The organism is Paraburkholderia sp. SIMBA_054 (assembly GCF_046534875.1).
Classification (GTDB): Bacteria; Pseudomonadota; Gammaproteobacteria; order Burkholderiales; family Burkholderiaceae; genus Paraburkholderia; species Paraburkholderia hospita.
The window spans coordinates 1-15752 of record NZ_JAWRXV010000052.1; the positions used below are offsets into that span (position 1 = coordinate 1).

General features: G+C 60.6%; 17 protein-coding genes. 12 read left to right on the plus strand and 5 right to left on the minus strand.

Features of this window, described 5'->3' with window-relative positions; genetic code table 11:
* Positions 1-167: 167 nt before the first annotated feature.
* On the minus strand, positions 168-599 hold the full coding sequence (locus tag SB822_RS41010) for an Lrp/AsnC family transcriptional regulator (protein WP_007584877.1): 432 nt from the start codon (positions 597-599) through the stop codon (positions 168-170).
* Between the two features lie 218 nt (positions 600-817).
* Here SB822_RS41010 and SB822_RS41015 point away from each other — a divergent pair, with 218 nt between their 5' ends.
* A complete protein-coding gene (locus SB822_RS41015; protein ID WP_410857374.1) occupies positions 818-1879 on the plus strand; it encodes an ornithine cyclodeaminase in 1062 nt (353 codons plus the stop codon).
* A gap of 42 nt (positions 1880-1921) precedes the next feature.
* Positions 1922-2863, plus strand: a complete 942-nt coding sequence (ctlX, locus tag SB822_RS41020; RefSeq protein WP_410857375.1) for a citrulline utilization hydrolase CtlX — start codon at positions 1922-1924, stop codon at positions 2861-2863.
* An 81-nt stretch (positions 2864-2944) separates the two neighbouring features.
* Here ctlX and SB822_RS41025 read toward each other — a convergent pair whose 3' ends face one another.
* The gene (locus tag SB822_RS41025; protein WP_007584871.1) at positions 2945-3817 is read right to left on the minus strand and encodes a LysR family transcriptional regulator; all 873 of its coding nucleotides are present in this window, start codon (positions 3815-3817) and stop codon (positions 2945-2947) included.
* 206 nt (positions 3818-4023) lie between these two features.
* Here SB822_RS41025 and SB822_RS41030 point away from each other — a divergent pair, with 206 nt between their 5' ends.
* The 5 genes from SB822_RS41030 to SB822_RS41050 all read left to right on the plus strand — a co-directional run bounded on the left by SB822_RS41030 (position 4024) and on the right by SB822_RS41050 (position 7928).
* The gene (locus SB822_RS41030; protein WP_410857376.1) at positions 4024-5097 is read left to right on the plus strand and encodes an alkene reductase; all 1074 of its coding nucleotides are present in this window, start codon (positions 4024-4026) and stop codon (positions 5095-5097) included.
* A 597-nt stretch (positions 5098-5694) separates the two neighbouring features.
* A complete protein-coding gene (locus SB822_RS41035) occupies positions 5695-6297 on the plus strand; it encodes a sigma-70 family RNA polymerase sigma factor (protein ID WP_410857377.1) in 603 nt (200 codons plus the stop codon).
* Positions 6294-7013, plus strand: a complete 720-nt coding sequence (locus tag SB822_RS41040; RefSeq protein WP_410857378.1) for an anti-sigma factor domain-containing protein — start codon at positions 6294-6296, stop codon at positions 7011-7013. Before SB822_RS41035 ends, SB822_RS41040 begins: the two co-directional genes overlap by 4 nt.
* Positions 7014-7127: 114 nt before the next feature.
* Positions 7128-7391 (plus strand): PepSY domain-containing protein, encoded by a 264-nt coding sequence (locus tag SB822_RS41045; RefSeq protein ID WP_410857379.1) that lies wholly within the window; start codon positions 7128-7130, stop codon positions 7389-7391.
* Positions 7392-7406: 15 nt separating this feature from the next.
* Entirely contained in the window at positions 7407-7928 is a 522-nt protein-coding gene (locus SB822_RS41050; protein WP_079491476.1) for a cytochrome b/b6 domain-containing protein, read from the plus strand.
* A 30-nt stretch (positions 7929-7958) separates the two neighbouring features.
* On the opposite strand, the gene SB822_RS41055 is transcribed toward SB822_RS41050, so the two are convergent.
* Positions 7959-9134, minus strand: a complete 1176-nt coding sequence (locus SB822_RS41055) for a porin (RefSeq protein WP_079491474.1) — start codon at positions 9132-9134, stop codon at positions 7959-7961.
* Positions 9135-9421: 287 nt separating this feature from the next.
* On the opposite strand from SB822_RS41055, the gene SB822_RS41060 reads away from it, so the two are divergent.
* Positions 9422-10039, plus strand: coding sequence for a dihydrofolate reductase family protein (locus SB822_RS41060; RefSeq protein ID WP_410857380.1), 618 nt, complete (start codon positions 9422-9424; stop codon positions 10037-10039).
* Between the two features lie 142 nt (positions 10040-10181).
* Here SB822_RS41060 and SB822_RS41065 read toward each other — a convergent pair whose 3' ends face one another.
* A complete protein-coding gene (locus SB822_RS41065) occupies positions 10182-11144 on the minus strand; it encodes a GlxA family transcriptional regulator (RefSeq protein WP_410857381.1) in 963 nt (320 codons plus the stop codon).
* Between the two features lie 189 nt (positions 11145-11333).
* Here SB822_RS41065 and SB822_RS41070 point away from each other — a divergent pair, with 189 nt between their 5' ends.
* From SB822_RS41070 to SB822_RS41080, 3 genes are read left to right on the plus strand one after another with little or no spacing between them, the layout of a single operon-like run.
* Positions 11334-12524, plus strand: coding sequence for an MFS transporter (locus tag SB822_RS41070; protein WP_410857382.1), 1191 nt, complete (start codon positions 11334-11336; stop codon positions 12522-12524).
* 45 nt (positions 12525-12569) lie between these two features.
* Positions 12570-12995 carry a cupin domain-containing protein gene (locus SB822_RS41075; RefSeq protein WP_410857417.1) on the plus strand — a complete coding sequence of 142 codons (426 nt, stop codon included), beginning with the start codon at positions 12570-12572 and terminating at the stop codon, positions 12993-12995.
* Position 12996: 1 nt separating this feature from the next.
* Positions 12997-13443, plus strand: a complete 447-nt coding sequence (locus SB822_RS41080; RefSeq protein ID WP_410857383.1) for a carboxymuconolactone decarboxylase family protein — start codon at positions 12997-12999, stop codon at positions 13441-13443.
* A 119-nt stretch (positions 13444-13562) separates the two neighbouring features.
* Here SB822_RS41080 and SB822_RS41085 read toward each other — a convergent pair whose 3' ends face one another.
* Positions 13563-14603 carry a LacI family DNA-binding transcriptional regulator gene (locus tag SB822_RS41085; RefSeq protein WP_410857384.1) on the minus strand — a complete coding sequence of 347 codons (1041 nt, stop codon included), beginning with the start codon at positions 14601-14603 and terminating at the stop codon, positions 13563-13565.
* A gap of 91 nt (positions 14604-14694) precedes the next feature.
* On the opposite strand from SB822_RS41085, the gene SB822_RS41090 reads away from it, so the two are divergent.
* Positions 14695-15735 (plus strand): Gfo/Idh/MocA family protein, encoded by a 1041-nt coding sequence (locus tag SB822_RS41090; protein ID WP_410857385.1) that lies wholly within the window; start codon positions 14695-14697, stop codon positions 15733-15735.
* Positions 15736-15752 lie beyond the last annotated feature (17 nt).

Genomic DNA, 15752 nt, shown 5'->3' on the forward strand with positions numbered 1-15752 from the left:
CGCGTCAAGTGTTCGCTTCGCCGGGCTGAAGCCCGCACTTGACCCGCCAAGCCACCCATTCGAGATTTGAAAGAAGCTTTTTTATTTTATTGTTATCGAACAAAAGAAGCCCAATCCGCCGATGAGACGATCGCTCCGGAAAACACACGAAGTCTCTTTGCTCCACGTCAGGCCTTGTGAGTAGACAGCAGAATGCTGGTCTCGCTATTCGCAATTCCGTCAATCATGCGAATCGCCCCCAGCACGCGATCAAAATTCTCCAGCGAGTCCGCATGCAGTTCGGCGATCAGATCCCAGCGCCCGTTGGTGCTGTGAATCGTCGCTACGTTCGGATGCCCGCGCAGCACCTTGATCACTTCAGCGGCGCGATTGCCGTGCACGGCAATCGACATCAGCGCGCGGATCCGATGCTTCTCCGCCGCCTGCTTGAGACGCACCGTATAGCCCACGATCACGCCATTCTTTTCCAGCCGGGCCAGCCGGTTTTGTACCGTTGCGCGCGCGACTCTTAGTTCCTTCGCCAGCGTGACGACAGAGGCGCGAGCGTCGTCGCGCAACAGGGCGATGAGTTGGCGATCGACGTCGTCGAGATTGATCATGTCAGTACCTTTGGTGCGTTGAGCAGGCTTCGAGCATACGGCTGCTGCGCCATGTGCAACATCCGCAATCGAACAGAATGCCAGCATGAGCTATCAGAATGCCGGAAACATAAGCAATTTTGGCAAGTTTGCCATCTTTCTGTTGGCTTCACGGGCGGAAATAATGTCTCTATCGGGCGGCGCATCCAGGCCGCAAGATCATCACCGGAGACAAAACCATGACCCGCTTCCTCGACGTTCCCGCCACCAGCCGCCTCGTTGCGAGCGTCGGCGTGCCGCGCTTTATCGACGAACTCGTCAGCACCTTGCGTGCCGACTTTCTTCGATGGGCGGAATTCGACAAATCGCCGCGCGTCGCGTGCCATTCGCGCGATGGTGTGATCGAACTGATGCCCGTCGCCGATGCGAAGCTGTTCGCCTTCAAGTACGTCAACGGCCATCCCGTCAACGCGCAACGCGGCATTCACACGGTGATGGCATTCGGTGCGCTCGCCGATGTCGATACTGGTTACCCTTTGCTGCTTGCCGAACTCACGCTGACCACCGCGCTGCGCACGGCGGCGACCTCGGTGCTCGCAGCCAAAGCGCTCGCGCGTCCCGACTCGAGAAAGATGGCGCTGATCGGCAACGGCGCGCAAAGCGAATTCCAGGCGATCGCCTTTCACACGCAACTCGGCATCGACGAAATCCGTGTGTTCGATGTCGATTCGCACGCAACCGACAAGCTCGTTCGCAATCTGTCCGCCTGGCCTGCGCTGCGGGTCGTGCGCGCAACATCGACGGCCGAGGCCGTGCGCGGCGCCGATATCGTGACGACCGTGACCGCCGACAAGGCCTACGCGACGATTCTCATGCCGGACATGATCCAGCCCGGCATGCATCTGAACGCAGTGGGCGGCGATTGCCCCGGCAAGACCGAGTTGCATGCCGACGTGCTGCGCATGGGCCGTGTGGTCGTCGAGTACGAACCGCAAACGCGTATTGAAGGCGATATCCAGCAGATGCCCGCCGACTTTCCTGTCGTAGAACTATGGCGCGTGCTGAAGGGCGAGGCCGCAGGCCGGGAAAGCGCATCGCAGGTCACGATCTTCGATTCCGTCGGCTTCGCGCTCGAAGACTATTCCGCACTGCGCTATCTGTACGCGCTCGCGATGCAGTACGCCGCTGGCACAGAGATTTCTCTGATTCCCCCCGCCGCAGATCCGAAGAACCTCTTTGCGTTGATCGGCACCCAGAGCGCGCCTGCGCCGCAACAACCCGAGATCGAACTGGTGCATTGAATCACCATCGTTTCATTGCTCAACTGTCTTCTGCGTGCACACATGAACCGCTTGTCGATACAGGCCCCGTCGGCCGTCGTAATGGTACGGCCGCATCGCTTCACACCCAATCCCGAAACCGCCGGCGACAACGCCTTTCAACGCGCGCCCGTCTGGCATGACCATTCCGATGCGCGCACTCTGGCCGACACGGCGCGCGACGAAGTGACGGCCGCCGCGCAACGCCTGTCCGACGCGGGCGTCCGCGTGCATGTATTCGATGACCCCGGGGACAACGGCACGCCCGACTCCGTCTTCCCCAACAACTGGTTCTCGACGCATCCGGGCGGCCATGTCGCGCTATATCCGATGTACAGCCGCAACCGCCGACGCGAGCGACGCACGGATGTGATCGAGATGCTCAAGGCGGAGTATCGGGTGCAGGACGTCGTCGATTATTCGGGCCTCGAACACGACGACATTTTTCTGGAGGGCACGGGCGCGATGGTGCTCGATCACGTGACGCGCATCGCGTACACGGCGCGCTCGCGACGCGCCGACCCCGTCGCGCTCGAACGCTTCTGCACGCATTTCAACTTCGAGCCGATGTGTTTCGATACGGCTGATTCCAATGGGCAACCGGTCTATCACACGAACGTGATGATGAGCGTCGCGACGGACTTCGCGCTCGTTGGCTTCGACGTGGTTAGCGATGCGGCCCGGCGCGAGCACATTCATCGGCGTCTCGCGGAAACGGGACGCACGGTGATCGCGCTCGACAATGAGCAGCTTGGTCATTTCGCTGGCAACGCGCTGGAACTGACAGGCCGCGACGGCCGCGTGCTTGCGCTCTCCCGGCGTGCACTCGGCTGTCTCACGCAGCGGCAGCGCAGGCTGATCGAGCGGTCCGCGCAGCTGTTGCCGCTCGACGTGCCGACTATCGAACTGGCGGGTGGCTCAGTGCGTTGCATGCTCGCCGGGATTCACCTGGCGCGTCGCGGCTGAAGTCCGCTCAAGAACTGGCGCTTTTCGACAACCCATGGCCAGCCGCAGGCAACGGGTTTCAACGAGTCTTCGCTCAACCGCTTACCGACCCAACCGCTCCCGAAGAAATCCGATGAAGTGCTGTGTTTTCGCGGGCAACAGACGGGTTTCCGTGATTGCGTAGACTGGCGTGGCTATGCCGTCCCATTCGGGCATGATGTGGCGCAGCTTCCCGCCGGCCAGTTCATCTGCGACGATTTCTTCGGGCAGCAGCACGATGCCCATATCGAGCGTCGCCAGCCGCCGGATCATGCCGACGCTGTTGAGCGTGAACCGTCCTCCCACAGGCACCGTGACGCTCCGTCTTCCGTTGTTCAATGTCCACGCACCCGCTCTCAGGATGCCCAGGCACTCGTGTCGTTCCAGATCGACGGGCTTGCGCGGCTCGCCAGCCTGTTCGAGATAACCCGTCGATGCGTATAGCCTGGGCCGAAGCGACGCCAATGGCCGCGCGATGAGCTGCGAATCCGCGGGCTCGCCGATGCGAATCGCTACGTCGAAGGGTTCGCTGACCAGATCGACTTGCCGTGGCGTCAAGTCGAAGTCGAAGGTGATGCCGGGGTAGAGGCCGGCGAATTCGGCGATCAGTGGCGCGAGGTACGTCACGGCAAAGTCGACTGGCAACGACGCGCGAAGCACGCCGCTGGGGTTCGCAAGCATGTCGCCGAGCTGCTCGTGCGCGAGGCGTGCTTCATCGACGATGCGTTTGCAGCGCTCGAAATAGAGCTGCCCGGCCTCCGTCAGCTCGATCCTGCGTGTGGTCCGGTGCAGAAGACGCAATCCGATCGCCTTCTCCAGCGTCGCGATGCGCCGGGACAACGTCGAGTTCGGCATGTCCAGCACCTGCGCAGCGTGACGAAAGCCTTTGGCTTTGACGACCTCGACGAACAGCGCCATGTCATTGAGTAGTTCCACGTCTACTGCTCCATCAATGGATCAATGTTCTGCAAATTACCATATTTATCCCGAGGGTGAAGCAGGCGATGATCTCTATGCCTGACGAGTGCACTACCCGGTTCATGGCTGTGCCGGCAGCGCTCGTCGCTCGAACGGACATGCAAGTCGCGCATGAGTGACCTGCAGTCAGCCGTCTTTCATTCAAGCCAATCAAGGATTACGTCATGAACTCATTGTTCGATTCCGTCCGCGTCGGTCGACACGTGCTGCGCAACCGCCTGGTCATGGCGCCGATGACACGTTCGCGCGCGCAGTTCGACGGAACGCCGGGCGAACTGGCCGCCGATTATTACGCTCAGCGCGCAGACATCGGGCTGATCGTCACCGAGGGAACTCAGCCTTCGGACGATGGACAGGGGTATCTGACTACGCCCGGCATTTATACGGATGCCCATGTCGCTGGCTGGAAAAAGGTGACGTCGGCCGTCCGTGAAAAAGGCGGACATCTCTTCATCCAGCTCATGCATGCCGGGCGCATGTCGCATCCCGACAATACGCCGCATCATCGCCAGGGCGTCGCGCCTTCCGCGATCTCGCCGGGCACGGGTATGTTCACGCCCACGGGCATGCAGGAGATACCCGTACCACGCGCGCTGAGCACGAACGAAATCCGTCAGACCGTCCAGGATTTCCGTCACGCCGCGCGCCGTGCGATCGAGGCCGGCGCCGTTGGCGTCGAAATCCACGGCGCGAACGCTTATCTGGTTCAGCAGTTCTTCGCGCCGAGCGCAAATATGCGCACCGACGACTACGGCGGCTCGATCGAAAATCGCGCCCGCTTTGCCATCGAAGTGGCCACGGCGATCGCCAGTGAAATTGGCGCGGATCGCACGGCCATCCGACTGTCGCCCGGAACGACGATGTGGGGCATCGACGAAGGCGCCGAGGGCCCGGATCTGTACCGCTTCCTGGTCGCCGAACTCGACAAGCTGGGGTTGGCTTACGTCCACATCATGCATCAGGGCAACGAGGTGCTGCTCTCCGACATCCGCAAGCTATGGACACGCACTCTCATCCTGAACCGGCCCGGCCGTCCGCTTGAACGGGTCGGAAGCGATCTGGCTTCAGGGCTGGCCGATTTGGAGTCATACGGTCAGATGGTGTTAGCGAATCCCGATTTCGTCGCACGGTTGACGGCTAATTCAACGATGAATGAAGCGAACCGGACGACGTTCTTCGGTGGGGACGCGCGGGGATACACGGATTACCCGCACTTGCACGACCCTGCCGATGCCTGACGTTACCCGCTGTGTTGAAGCCGTCGGACGCTGACGGGTCAGTCACTTCGGCCGTCGCCGGGATATTGCTCGTCGGCGGCCCGTCCAACACGCGTTACGGCACGGTAACGCTCGGCGCTTCGGCGTGAAGGTGCTGGATGCACGCGGGGTGATTTATTGACACGCCATGCGTCGGTACAACCCGACGTCCGCGCTTTTCCGGCGGTGCCGATTTGCTGATCATCAGCACGCCGCCTTCGGATTTCCGAACGCCCACAGGGATAGGGATCGCTATTGGCAAGCATGGCTATTTGCCGCGAATAACATCTGTGGAAGCAGACCTTCATGCGTATCGGGAAGAAAGCTCCATTCCTCGCGCATCGCCTGCAAATCTGACTACCATCAGCTCAAGCAGTGGTGATGGAAACGGTAATGCCTTACCACTTTGCATCCGCGATACGTCCAGCAACGTAAAAAGGGAATTGAATCCGCGTTCACGACCGTCCAGGAGATCCGATGCCCTCGCGACCATTGCCCGGCGACGGGCTACTGGATGCGCATCGCGCTGATACACTACGTGCACGAAGGCGTACCGTGTACAGCCAGCCCGGGTGGAACATGTCCTCAAGGCAACCGAAGGAAATGCGTGACGCGACGCGTACGCCGACGTCTTCGGACACCGTCGGGCGCGACGATCTGGATCGCATGCTATCGGCTGTTGCGTTGCGTGACCGGGCTGCGTTTGAAACGCTCTATCGTCGTACATCGCCAAAGATATTCGCCATTTGCATCAAGGTACTGCGTGACCGGTCCGAAGCCGAGGACACGCTTCAGGACGTGTACGTCACAGCCTGGAACCAGGCAGCCACATTCAATCCGCAGCTATCCAGCGCTCTCACGTGGCTCGGGACGATCGCGCGCAATCGCGCAATCGATCGCATCAGGCGCCGCCGCACGGTCTCGCTCGACGAAACAATAGTCGAAGAGATCGTCGACGAATCACCCACTCCCGCCGCCCTTGCTCAACTCAGTCAGGAGCGCCAGCGGCTCGAGTTGTGTCTGCAAGCGCTGCCCGACATCCAGAGAAACGCGATCAGGGAGGCATTCTTCACGGGTTTGTCGTACGCCGAACTGGCCGCGCGAATGAGTGTTCCGCTGGGCACCATGAAGAGCTGGATCCGCCGCAGTCTGATGCAGCTGAAGACGTGTCTTGAACGATGAATACGCCCGCCTCTTCCGACGAAAAAGACCTTCGCTGCGCGGAGTACGTGCTAGGCGTGCTCAGCGACGAGGAGCGCCGCGAAATCGAGCTCGCAATGCAGCAGGAAGCGGGCATGGCCGAATCGCTCGCGCGTTGGCAAGCGCGCCTGATGCCTTTGAACGAAGACGTGGCGGAGGTGATGCCGCCTTCACATGTGTGGGACCGTTTGCAAGAGCAGTTGGGCTGGACACAGACGGGGCGCCGCGCGGGTCTATGGAACAGCCTGTCGTTCTGGCGCTGGACGGGATTGACGTCGGTCGTTGCAGCTTGCGCGCTCGCCATCGTCCTGACACGCACCGTGTTGTTGCACGAAACCGAGGCCCCGCCCGCGGGTTCGCAATATCTGGTTGCGACGCTCGAACGGCAAGGTGCGGGCGCAGCCTGGACGGCAACGGTGGATGCGCAACATGCACAGATCGTCGTCGTTCCGCCTCGCGACTTTGCGATTGCCGCCAACCATTCCACGCAGATGTGGATGATTCCGCCCGGCTCGAAACCCGTCTCCCTGGGCGTCATCGATCCGCAGCATCCGACGATCGTGCACGTCGCGCAGGCGCAGCTTCAGCAACTCGGCGCACAGACCACGCTTGCGGTGTCCCTCGAACCGCAAGGGGGATCGCCAACCGGGCAACCCACCGGGCCAGTACTTGCAGCGGGCCGCGTCGAGGGAATCTGAAAGTTCGAACGCGGGTGATACCAGCAGCATTCGTTTAAACCCTACAATAAGCTTGCGAACCAGTCTGGGTGGACGTAGAGTAACCGCTCGACAAACAAGCACATGAGGTGACGGATGTTCAAGTTCCTGGCGTTATGCGTGGCAATGGGCGTTTCCGGCACGGCGTTCGCTAAAGCCGATTGCCCGGTGTATCCGAAGAGCGAGTGGATGAAAGAATCCGATGCGCGCGCGCAACTCGAAGCGCAAGGCTACAAGATCAACAAGTTCAAGGTCGACGGCAACTGCTACGAAATCTACGGCCACAACAAAGAGGGCAAAAAGGTCGAGATCTACTACGACACCAAGACGCTTGCCGTCGTGAAGTCCGAGATCGACTGACGCCTGGCGCGCGCGATGCCCGTCAAAACCTGGGACATAGGCGTGCGGTTCACACACTGGACCGTCGCCGGCATCGTCGTGTGGAATCTGTTCGGGCCGACTGACCAGGCGCATCGAGTACTTGGATATATCGCTGCCGGTCTGGTTGCCTGTCGCTTCGTGTGGGGGTTTCTCGGCACGCCCTACGCACGATTCTCCGCCTGGTGGCCGACGCCTGCGCATCTGAAAGACTACGTGCGCTCGTTGGCCGCCGGCAAGCCGCTGCATCATCTGTCGCACAATCCGCTCGGCGGCCTGATGGCAATCGCACTCTGGCTGCTGATTCTGGCACTGGCGCTAAGCGGCTGGCTGATGCGCCTCGACGCATTCTGGGGCGAAGACTGGCCGCATGACCTTCACACGGTTCTTTCAATTGCACTAGAAGTCTGCGTGTGCGTACACATCCTCGCGGCCATCATCATGAGCATCTGGACACGCGACAATCTGATCGGCTCGATGCTAACCGGCTCCAAGCGCGATCCCGCCGACAAGCGCTGAGAGTCGAGCGCACAGCCCGAATGCCGGTCCTTAGAACATCTTGCGAAGACCGACTGCCACGCCCAACTGGTTGGTTCGGCCAATGGTATTGGTCGGCACACCGGCGGAATTGACTCCGCCCGGATAGTCGGCGGCGAAGGCGCCCGTGCCGCGCGCCCAGTCCGTGATCGCGTAGATTTCCGACTGCCTCGAGAAAGAGTATTCAGCGAGAATCGTAGCCGACTGGTTCACCCCCGTACCGAGCGAACCGTCGAGCCGTTCAGCATTGCGCGCGTGCCCGTAGTAGTAGGCGAACGTGAACAGCAGTGGCGCGGTGGCTTTCCAGTTCGCACCGACATAAATGGTGTCGTCGATGCGGTTGGGGCTCGCACCCTTCAATGTCGGCGAGCCAGCTTGTTGCATGTTGACGTCGGTCAAACCCGTCTGGTCCTGGCCGTGAAGCCAGCCGGCCAGCAGACGGACGTCGTGAGTGACCTGCCAGGCGCCGCTGACGTGCAGGAAGTTCGTCTTGCCACCATTGATTGCACTGCCAACACTGGTGCCGACCGCGGAGCCCGTCGCGGAGGTCGGTACCGACACCTGCTGGAAGCCTGCGTTGAGCATGGCTGGGCCATATGTGTACGTCAGTTCCACGGCGTAGATGGCGCCGAGACCGAGCGCGCCTGGCTGGTTGCCGAAACCATAAAGCGCATCGATCGCCAGGTTATAGAACGTGCCTTTGTACTTGACCGCGTTATTGATTTCCAGGTAATTGCCGATGTTGTTATAGGGCCAACTGTTTTGCCAATAGTTGCCAACGGTCAACGGGTCGAAGATATCGCCCAGGGTGTCGTAAGCGGGCGCGTATTGCCTGCCGAAAGTCAGTGCGCCCCACTTGTCGTTCGACAGGCCCACGTAAGCCTGTCGACTGAACAATGTGCCGGGAACGTGGAGTGTCCCATTGAAGGCTTCGAAGCCGTTTTCGAGGTGGAAGACTGCGGACCATCCGCCGCCCAGATCCTCGCTGCCTTTCAAGCCCCACCGGCTGTGTGTTTCCGGACCCGAGGTCATGACGACCTGGTCGTCGCCGCCCGGGCCGGCGTTCGTCTGATATCGGATAGCTTCATCGACGATGCCGTATAGCGTGACCGAGCTTTGAGCGAATGCCAGCGGAGTCGCGGCAGCGAAGAGTGCGCCAATGGCACTGGAGACAACGATCTTTTTCATCAGCGATCCACAGTAATTAGTGAGCCAGCTGGATCAATTTCGTGAACAGGGAGCATAGCCTGTCAATTCGTTGCAGCAAAGCGATCTGCCAAAGAGGTGTTGTTTATTTGCCGTACTGCATGGATGCGTGTGAATCGTCTGGCGATTCACTATGTCGAAGCCGCGTTGCCTTTTATTGCTGGTGCAAGAGCGCTTTCTTTGGAAATCGATTTGAGTGATTGTCGATCGACGTGCGATTCGTTCGTCGTATAGATGGATCGATCGGGTCCGTCGACCTGGAGAACATCATGCGCAAGCTCGTTGTTTCCGTTTTCATCAGTCTGGATGGCGTAGTGCAAGCCCCTGGCGGGCCGGACGAAGATCGCAGCGGTGATTTCCGCCTTGGCGGCTGGATAGTTCCCTATGCCGACGAAGCCATTGGCCAGAACTTGCAGGATCTGCTCTCGCAGCCGTTCGAGTTGCTACTGGGACGTCGCACCTACGACATATTCGCGTCGTATTGGCCACATGTACCAGCCGGTTCTCACAGCCGCGCCATCGCCGACCTGTTCAACAGCGTACCCAAACACGTCGCCACGCATCAGTCCGGCGCGCTCGACTGGCAAAACAGTCATACGCTTAAGGGCGACCTTGCCGACGCGATACGCGCGCTCAAACGTCAGGACGGCGCCAATCTATTGACGTTCGGCAGCGGCGACATGCTGCGCCAACTGCTTGCAGCCGGCCTGGTGGATGAGCTTCGGCTTGTGATATACCCCATCATGCTTGGGCGCGGCAAGCGCTTGTTCGGCGACAACGCACTAGCGTCTGCCTTCACTCTGGCGCACTCGATCAGCACGCCTGGCGGCGTGTTGATTACCCGCTACTTGCGCGATGGCGAGGTACGCACAGGAACATTCGACTGAGTCGAGCAACCCTGCCTATAGCGAGAGCGGTTTGGTCTCCCGCAGTAAGGCTGAGACCAATCAAGACATGGTCGGCTACTTGCGCGGGTCGCCATTCACGGTGCTGGGACTAGCGCGTATCGCGCGCGGGCCGGTGCGCGATTCATGGTCGTGCGTTTCCAGTCGGCTCACGGCTTTCTCTGCTAAAGCGACGGACCGCCTGCGGCGGTTGCCCAAGAGTGCGCAGGAACGCCCGCCTCATCCGCTCGCGATCCGAGAAGCCGACTTCGTCCGCGATCACATCCAGCGATAAACGCCCCTTCTCCAACAATAGCCTCGCGGCTTCCACGCGCAAATGTTCAACGGCTTTGGCAGGGGATTGCCCCGTTTCAGCCGTGAAAGCCCGACTGAACTGGCGCGGGCTCAGGCCCGCGACACCGGCTAATTCCTCAACGGTCAACGCATTGCGCAGATTGGCGTTCGCATAGTCGATTGCCTTCTGGATCCGGTCGGATTTGGGCTCGAGGTCGAGCAACGTGGAGAACTGCGATTGCCCGCCCGCGCGACGATGATAGACCACAAGCTTGCGGGCGACGGCGCGTGACACGTCCTGGCCATGATCCTTCTCGATCATCGCCAGTGCCATGTCGATCGTGGCTGTCATGCCTGCCGACGTCCAGATCGGTCCGTCGACGATGAAAATCTGATCTTCTTCGACGGCAATGGATGGAAAGCGGCGCTGCAGATCGTGTGCGAAGCGCCAATGTGTCGTCGCTCGACGGCCATCGAGCACCCCTGCCCCGGCCAGGATAAACGCGCCTGTGCAGGGTGCCGCGATGCGTCTCGATGTTTTCAAGGCGCGCCTGACGAACGCAGTCAATTCAGCAGAGACAATGTCAATCTCGACACCAGAGCCAAACATGACGGTGTCGAAGGCGGCGTCGCTGAAGGGCTGCGTTTCGACACGAATACCTGCCGAGGACACTACGAGTCCGCCCTCTTCAGACAGGAGCGTCACTTCGTATGCCGGCTCTCCGATCACTACGTTCGCCAGTTCAAAGGCGGTCACTGCCGCGAAGCCCATCAGATAGAAATTTGGGAATACAACGAAGCCGATCGTGTGCATAGCTTGCCCGCGTCATGTCCTGAATCGCTTGTATATATGACATTTGAGACACGGTCAACGGCGATTATTCTCTACCCATACCGTTGCGGCGCAAAAAACGGCCGGGCCGATGCCGCGATCGCGCGCCAGTCAGATTGCGACGCGCAACTTCGGGCTGAACCTCAAACCGCTTATCGCAAGAACCTTCGTATGGATCGTCGACTACTGATACTGGCCCTGGGCATGTTCGCCATGGGCACCGACAACTTCGTCGTCGCCGGTATTCTTCCCGGCGTCGCTGCGTCGCTGCATACATCCGTCAGCCTCGCGGGGCTGATGGTCACCTTTTACGCATTGACCTACGCGGTGGCGGCTCCCGTCATGGCGGCTCTGGCGGGCGGCTGGCCGCGCAAGCTCTTGCTGGTTTCCGCACTCGGCATTTTCGTCGCCGGCAATATGCTCAGCGCGGTCGCCGTGGACTTGCATTGGGTTTTGTTCAGCCGCGCGCTGTCGGGATTCGGCGCCGCTCTGTTCTCGCCTACTGCATTGGGCGTTGCCTCGGCGCTCGCACCGCCTGAAAAACGTGGCCGCGCGTTAGCTGCCGTAACGGCGGGGTTGACCGGGGCGACAGCGCTCGGCTCGCCGATCGGCACGTTTATCGGTGGATTCGGCAGTTGGAGAACGACCCTCTGGTTCGTCACGCTGCTCGGGATGGTGGCGATGATCGGCGTCTGGACGATGCTGCCATCCGTTCCCCGCCCTGCACCCGTCAGGTTGCGAGAACGGCTTGCACCCGTGCGCGATGTGCGGATCGCGCTCACCTTGTTCACTTCGTTGTTCGCCTTCGGCGGATTCCTGATGGTCTACACGTATGCGGGCGTGGTGCTGCAGCGTGTCACGCACGGCGACGAACGGATTCTTGCCGGGATGTTCCTGCTGTGGGGCGTGGCGGCGACGGCCGGGAACCTGCTGGCCGGTCGTCTCGTGGACCGATTCGAGAGCCGCAACATTATCAACGCGATGCTTTGGGTTGCCGTCATCAATTTTTGCGCGTTGCCGTGGGCATCCGCACATGCATTCAGCGCCGCAGTGTCGCTCGCGATCTGGGGCATATGCGGATGGGGGCTGATCGTCCCGCAACAACATCGGCTGGTGCACCTCAAACCGAGCGTGGCACCGCTGCTGCTGGCCCTCAACAATACCGCGACATACATCGGGCTTGCCTGCTCCGGCGTACTTGGTGGTGCCGTGCTGCAGTCGATCGGCGGGCAGTACCTGAGCCTCGTTGCGGCTGCGTTGATTGCGATCGCTTTCCTGCTTGCAGAAGCCGCGCATCGTTGCATGCAGCGGTCGTCCACACAGCAGCGCGCGACGATCAAACGCGAGACCGAGCCGGTCTGAATGATCATTCATTTCCAGTTTAAATATCAGTGTTCCGAACTATTTATGAACATACGATCCTTCATTGGCACAGCCTGCGCCGCTATTGCCATCTTTTTCTGCTTTTCGGCTTCCGCTCAAGGCACTGGGGAAACAGTCACGCCGAATTTCAACCGGGCCATACCGAACGTCCCCGGCAAGTCGCTCGTCGCTGTCGTCGTCGACTATGCGCCGGGGGGAGCTTCTCCGCCGCACGTACACGCCCCATCGGCGTTTATCTACGGCTACGTCGTCTCGGGCTCGATCGAGTCGCAAGTGAACGATGCGCCTGCACGCGTTTATCGCGCAGGCGAGAGCTTCTATGAACTGCCCGGCGCCCGTCATCGCATCAGCCGCAATGGCAGCAAGACACAGCCCGCGAAGCTGCTTGCCGTGTTCATCGTCGATAGTGACGCTCACACCTTGACCACACCCGTTAAACATGGAGAGTGAGATGAAACGTCTCGACTACACCCAGATCGCACCTGCAGGCATCAAGGCCCTTGGAGGCGTGTATGGGTACGTCACGCAAAGCGGCCTCTCGCCAATACTGGTCGATCTCGTCTACCTGCGAGTTTCACAAATCAATAACTGCGCGTATTGCCTGGATATGCACACGCGCGATCTGCTCAAAAGAGGGCAGAAGGTCGAGAAGCTCGCACTGGTACAGGCATGGGCGGAGGCCGGCATGCTATTCGATGAGCGCGAGCGTGCGGCCTTGGCGTGGGCAGAAACAGTGACGCGAGTCGCGGACACGGGCGTTCCCGATGATGCATATCAGGCCGCGCGCAAGGTATTCGACGAGCGCGAAATCGTGGATCTGACGATCGCGATAGGGTTGATGAACGCGTATAACCGGATGGCAATCAGCTTCCGGAATCCACCACAGGCCGCGCTGTAATATCGGCAATACAGAAAGCGTGGTCATGATTCGCGATCGCGGCGTTCATCGATATGGTCTAAGGGCACAACTCGGATCGCCGTTGCGAATCATGCCGATATAAGCGCCTCGGACCGCTGTTACGTCGCACTGGCGCGAGATGACCCCGCACCGACACTCGATTCCCTGACAACGAGTTCAGGCACCGCAAAGTATTGCACTGGCGGCTTTTCGTCTTCAGAGGTTTCGCTCAGTCGAGCCAGCAGCGTCTCACTTGCAATGGTGCCGAGCTTGTCCGCGCCTGCGAACAGCGTCGTCAAGGGCGGATTGGTATGCTCGGCCGCGACGACATTGTCACAACCCACGACCGCCAGAGCCTTGCCCGCGCGCTTGCCCATTCTGTCGAGTTCGTGCAGCACGCCAATTGCGACCTGATCGTTGTAGCAAACCACGGCCGTCGGCCGCGGCGTCATGTCGAAGATCGCGCGGACCGCATTGCGCCCACCCTCCGGCGTCAAAGGGACATCGATGATCCAGTGGTCCTCGACAGGCAGTGAGTGCGTCGCCATCGCCGACAGATAGCCCTGCCTGCGCTGGTTGGCAACTGCATAGCCCTGCCGGTTGCCAGCGAAAGCGATGCGCGTATGTCCCTGCCCGATCAGATGCTCGGTAGCTAATGCGAATCCGTAGCTGTTGTCGACTCCAATGGTATCGACGTCGGGCCCCATGGGACGCATGACCAGTACAAGTGGAATTCCCCACGACTGAATTTCGGCGGGCAACTGATCCGGCGTCCCAAGTGCGGGAGACATGATCAGGCCAGCGACATTCTGCTCGCGCATGGATCGCAGAACCCTCGTCTGCGTTTCGAGACTTTCGGCAGTGTGGGCCATCAGCGTCGTATATCCGGCTTGAGCCAGCACCCGCTCGATCGCCACCAGCAATTCGACGAAAAACGGATTGGTCAGATCGTTGATCACCATGCCGATCGTCGTGCTGCGCCTTCCACGCAGGATGGCCGCCCCCCGGTTGTAGACGTAGCCGAGCGCGCGAGCCGCCTCGCGCACCTTGTCGGCCGTTTCGGCCTTGATGCGCGGACTCTCCTGCAAAACGAGCGACACCGTCGATTTCGATACGCCAGCCGCAGCGGCAATGTCCTGAATGGTCGGTCCAGATTTCATGTTGCTTTGCACAATTGGAACGTTCCAAAAAGTGTTTGACATCGTGAAATCAGTCTACTACAGTTTGTTGGAACGATCCAACGAACGCTAATTGGAACGTTCCAATGGAGAGAGACATGAAAGAATCCGCTGGGCGCTGATCGGCGCCAGCACCATCGCCGACGAATGGATGGTCAATGCCATCCGCTCGCAGCCTGACGGTGAGATCGCCACCGTGGTGAGCGGCAGCGCGGAGCGCGGACGCGAGTTTGCTGAAAAGCACGCCATACCTTCGCACTCGGCAGACCTCGACGCCGTACTCGCCGACCCGTCTATCACGGCCGTCTACATCAGCAGCACCAACGAGAAACATCTGCCGCAAGTGCTCGCGGCGGCGAAAGCCGGCAAGCACGTGCTGTGCGAAAAGCCCCTCGCGCTGGCGGAAGAAGAAGCGGCGCAAATGATCGAAGCGTGCGCCTCCCACGGCGTGAAGCTCGGCACGAACCATCATCTGCGTTGCGCGGCGACGCACCGGAAGATGCGCGAACTCATTCGCGCCGGCGCAATCGGCACGCCCCTCTTCGTACGCGTCTTCCACGCGGTCTCGCTGCCGCCGCATCTGCGCGGCTGGCGTATCGAACGGCCCGATGCGGGCGGCGGCGTGATTCTCGACATCTCCGTTCACGACATCGACACGCTGCGCTTCCTGCTCGACGACGAACCCGTCGAAGTCAGCGCCATGACGTCGTCGGGAACGATGTCGACGGCGGGGCTCGCGGACGGCGTGATGGCGATCGTGCGCTTCAAAAACGGCGTGCTCGCGCAACTCCACGATGCGTTCACCGTGCCCTACGCGCCGACGGGGCTCGAAATTCACGGCACGGCAGGTTCGCTGTTCGCGAAGGACGTGATGACGCAGCGCCCGGTCGGCGAGATCACGTTGCGCTCGGCAGAAGGCACGCGAGACATCGAGGTCGAACCTCGCGACCTGTATTGCACGGCCGTCGCGCAATTCCATCGCTCGATTACGGAAGGACAGCACCCTGCCGCGACGGGTATCGATGGTTATCGCTCGCTCGTCGCCGCGCTGTCGCTCGTGAAATCCGCCGAAGCAGGCGGCCACGTGACGGTGCCATCCCGTTTCGCTGAATAAAAGCTTGAGGAGATTGA

Coding starts and splice junctions, on each gene's coding strand:
- SB822_RS41080 (WP_410857383.1), top strand. CDS start 12,997: ATGAAACGTCTCGACTACACCCAGATCGCACCTGCAGGCATCAAGGCC.
- SB822_RS41040 (WP_410857378.1), top strand. CDS start 6,294: ATGAATACGCCCGCCTCTTCCGACGAAAAAGACCTTCGCTGCGCGGAG.
- SB822_RS41075 (WP_410857417.1), top strand. CDS start 12,570: ATGAACATACGATCCTTCATTGGCACAGCCTGCGCCGCTATTGCCATC.
- SB822_RS41060 (WP_410857380.1), top strand. CDS start 9,422: ATGCGCAAGCTCGTTGTTTCCGTTTTCATCAGTCTGGATGGCGTAGTG.
- SB822_RS41050 (WP_079491476.1), top strand. CDS start 7,407: ATGCCCGTCAAAACCTGGGACATAGGCGTGCGGTTCACACACTGGACC.
- SB822_RS41070 (WP_410857382.1), top strand. CDS start 11,334: ATGGATCGTCGACTACTGATACTGGCCCTGGGCATGTTCGCCATGGGC.
- SB822_RS41085 (WP_410857384.1), bottom strand. CDS start 14,603: ATGAAATCTGGACCGACCATTCAGGACATTGCCGCTGCGGCTGGCGTA.
- SB822_RS41045 (WP_410857379.1), top strand. CDS start 7,128: ATGTTCAAGTTCCTGGCGTTATGCGTGGCAATGGGCGTTTCCGGCACG.
- SB822_RS41055 (WP_079491474.1), bottom strand. CDS start 9,134: ATGAAAAAGATCGTTGTCTCCAGTGCCATTGGCGCACTCTTCGCTGCC.
- SB822_RS41010 (WP_007584877.1), bottom strand. CDS start 599: ATGATCAATCTCGACGACGTCGATCGCCAACTCATCGCCCTGTTGCGC.
- SB822_RS41015 (WP_410857374.1), top strand. CDS start 818: ATGACCCGCTTCCTCGACGTTCCCGCCACCAGCCGCCTCGTTGCGAGC.
- ctlX (WP_410857375.1), top strand. CDS start 1,922: ATGAACCGCTTGTCGATACAGGCCCCGTCGGCCGTCGTAATGGTACGG.
- SB822_RS41035 (WP_410857377.1), top strand. CDS start 5,695: ATGTCCTCAAGGCAACCGAAGGAAATGCGTGACGCGACGCGTACGCCG.
- SB822_RS41030 (WP_410857376.1), top strand. CDS start 4,024: ATGAACTCATTGTTCGATTCCGTCCGCGTCGGTCGACACGTGCTGCGC.
- SB822_RS41065 (WP_410857381.1), bottom strand. CDS start 11,144: ATGCACACGATCGGCTTCGTTGTATTCCCAAATTTCTATCTGATGGGC.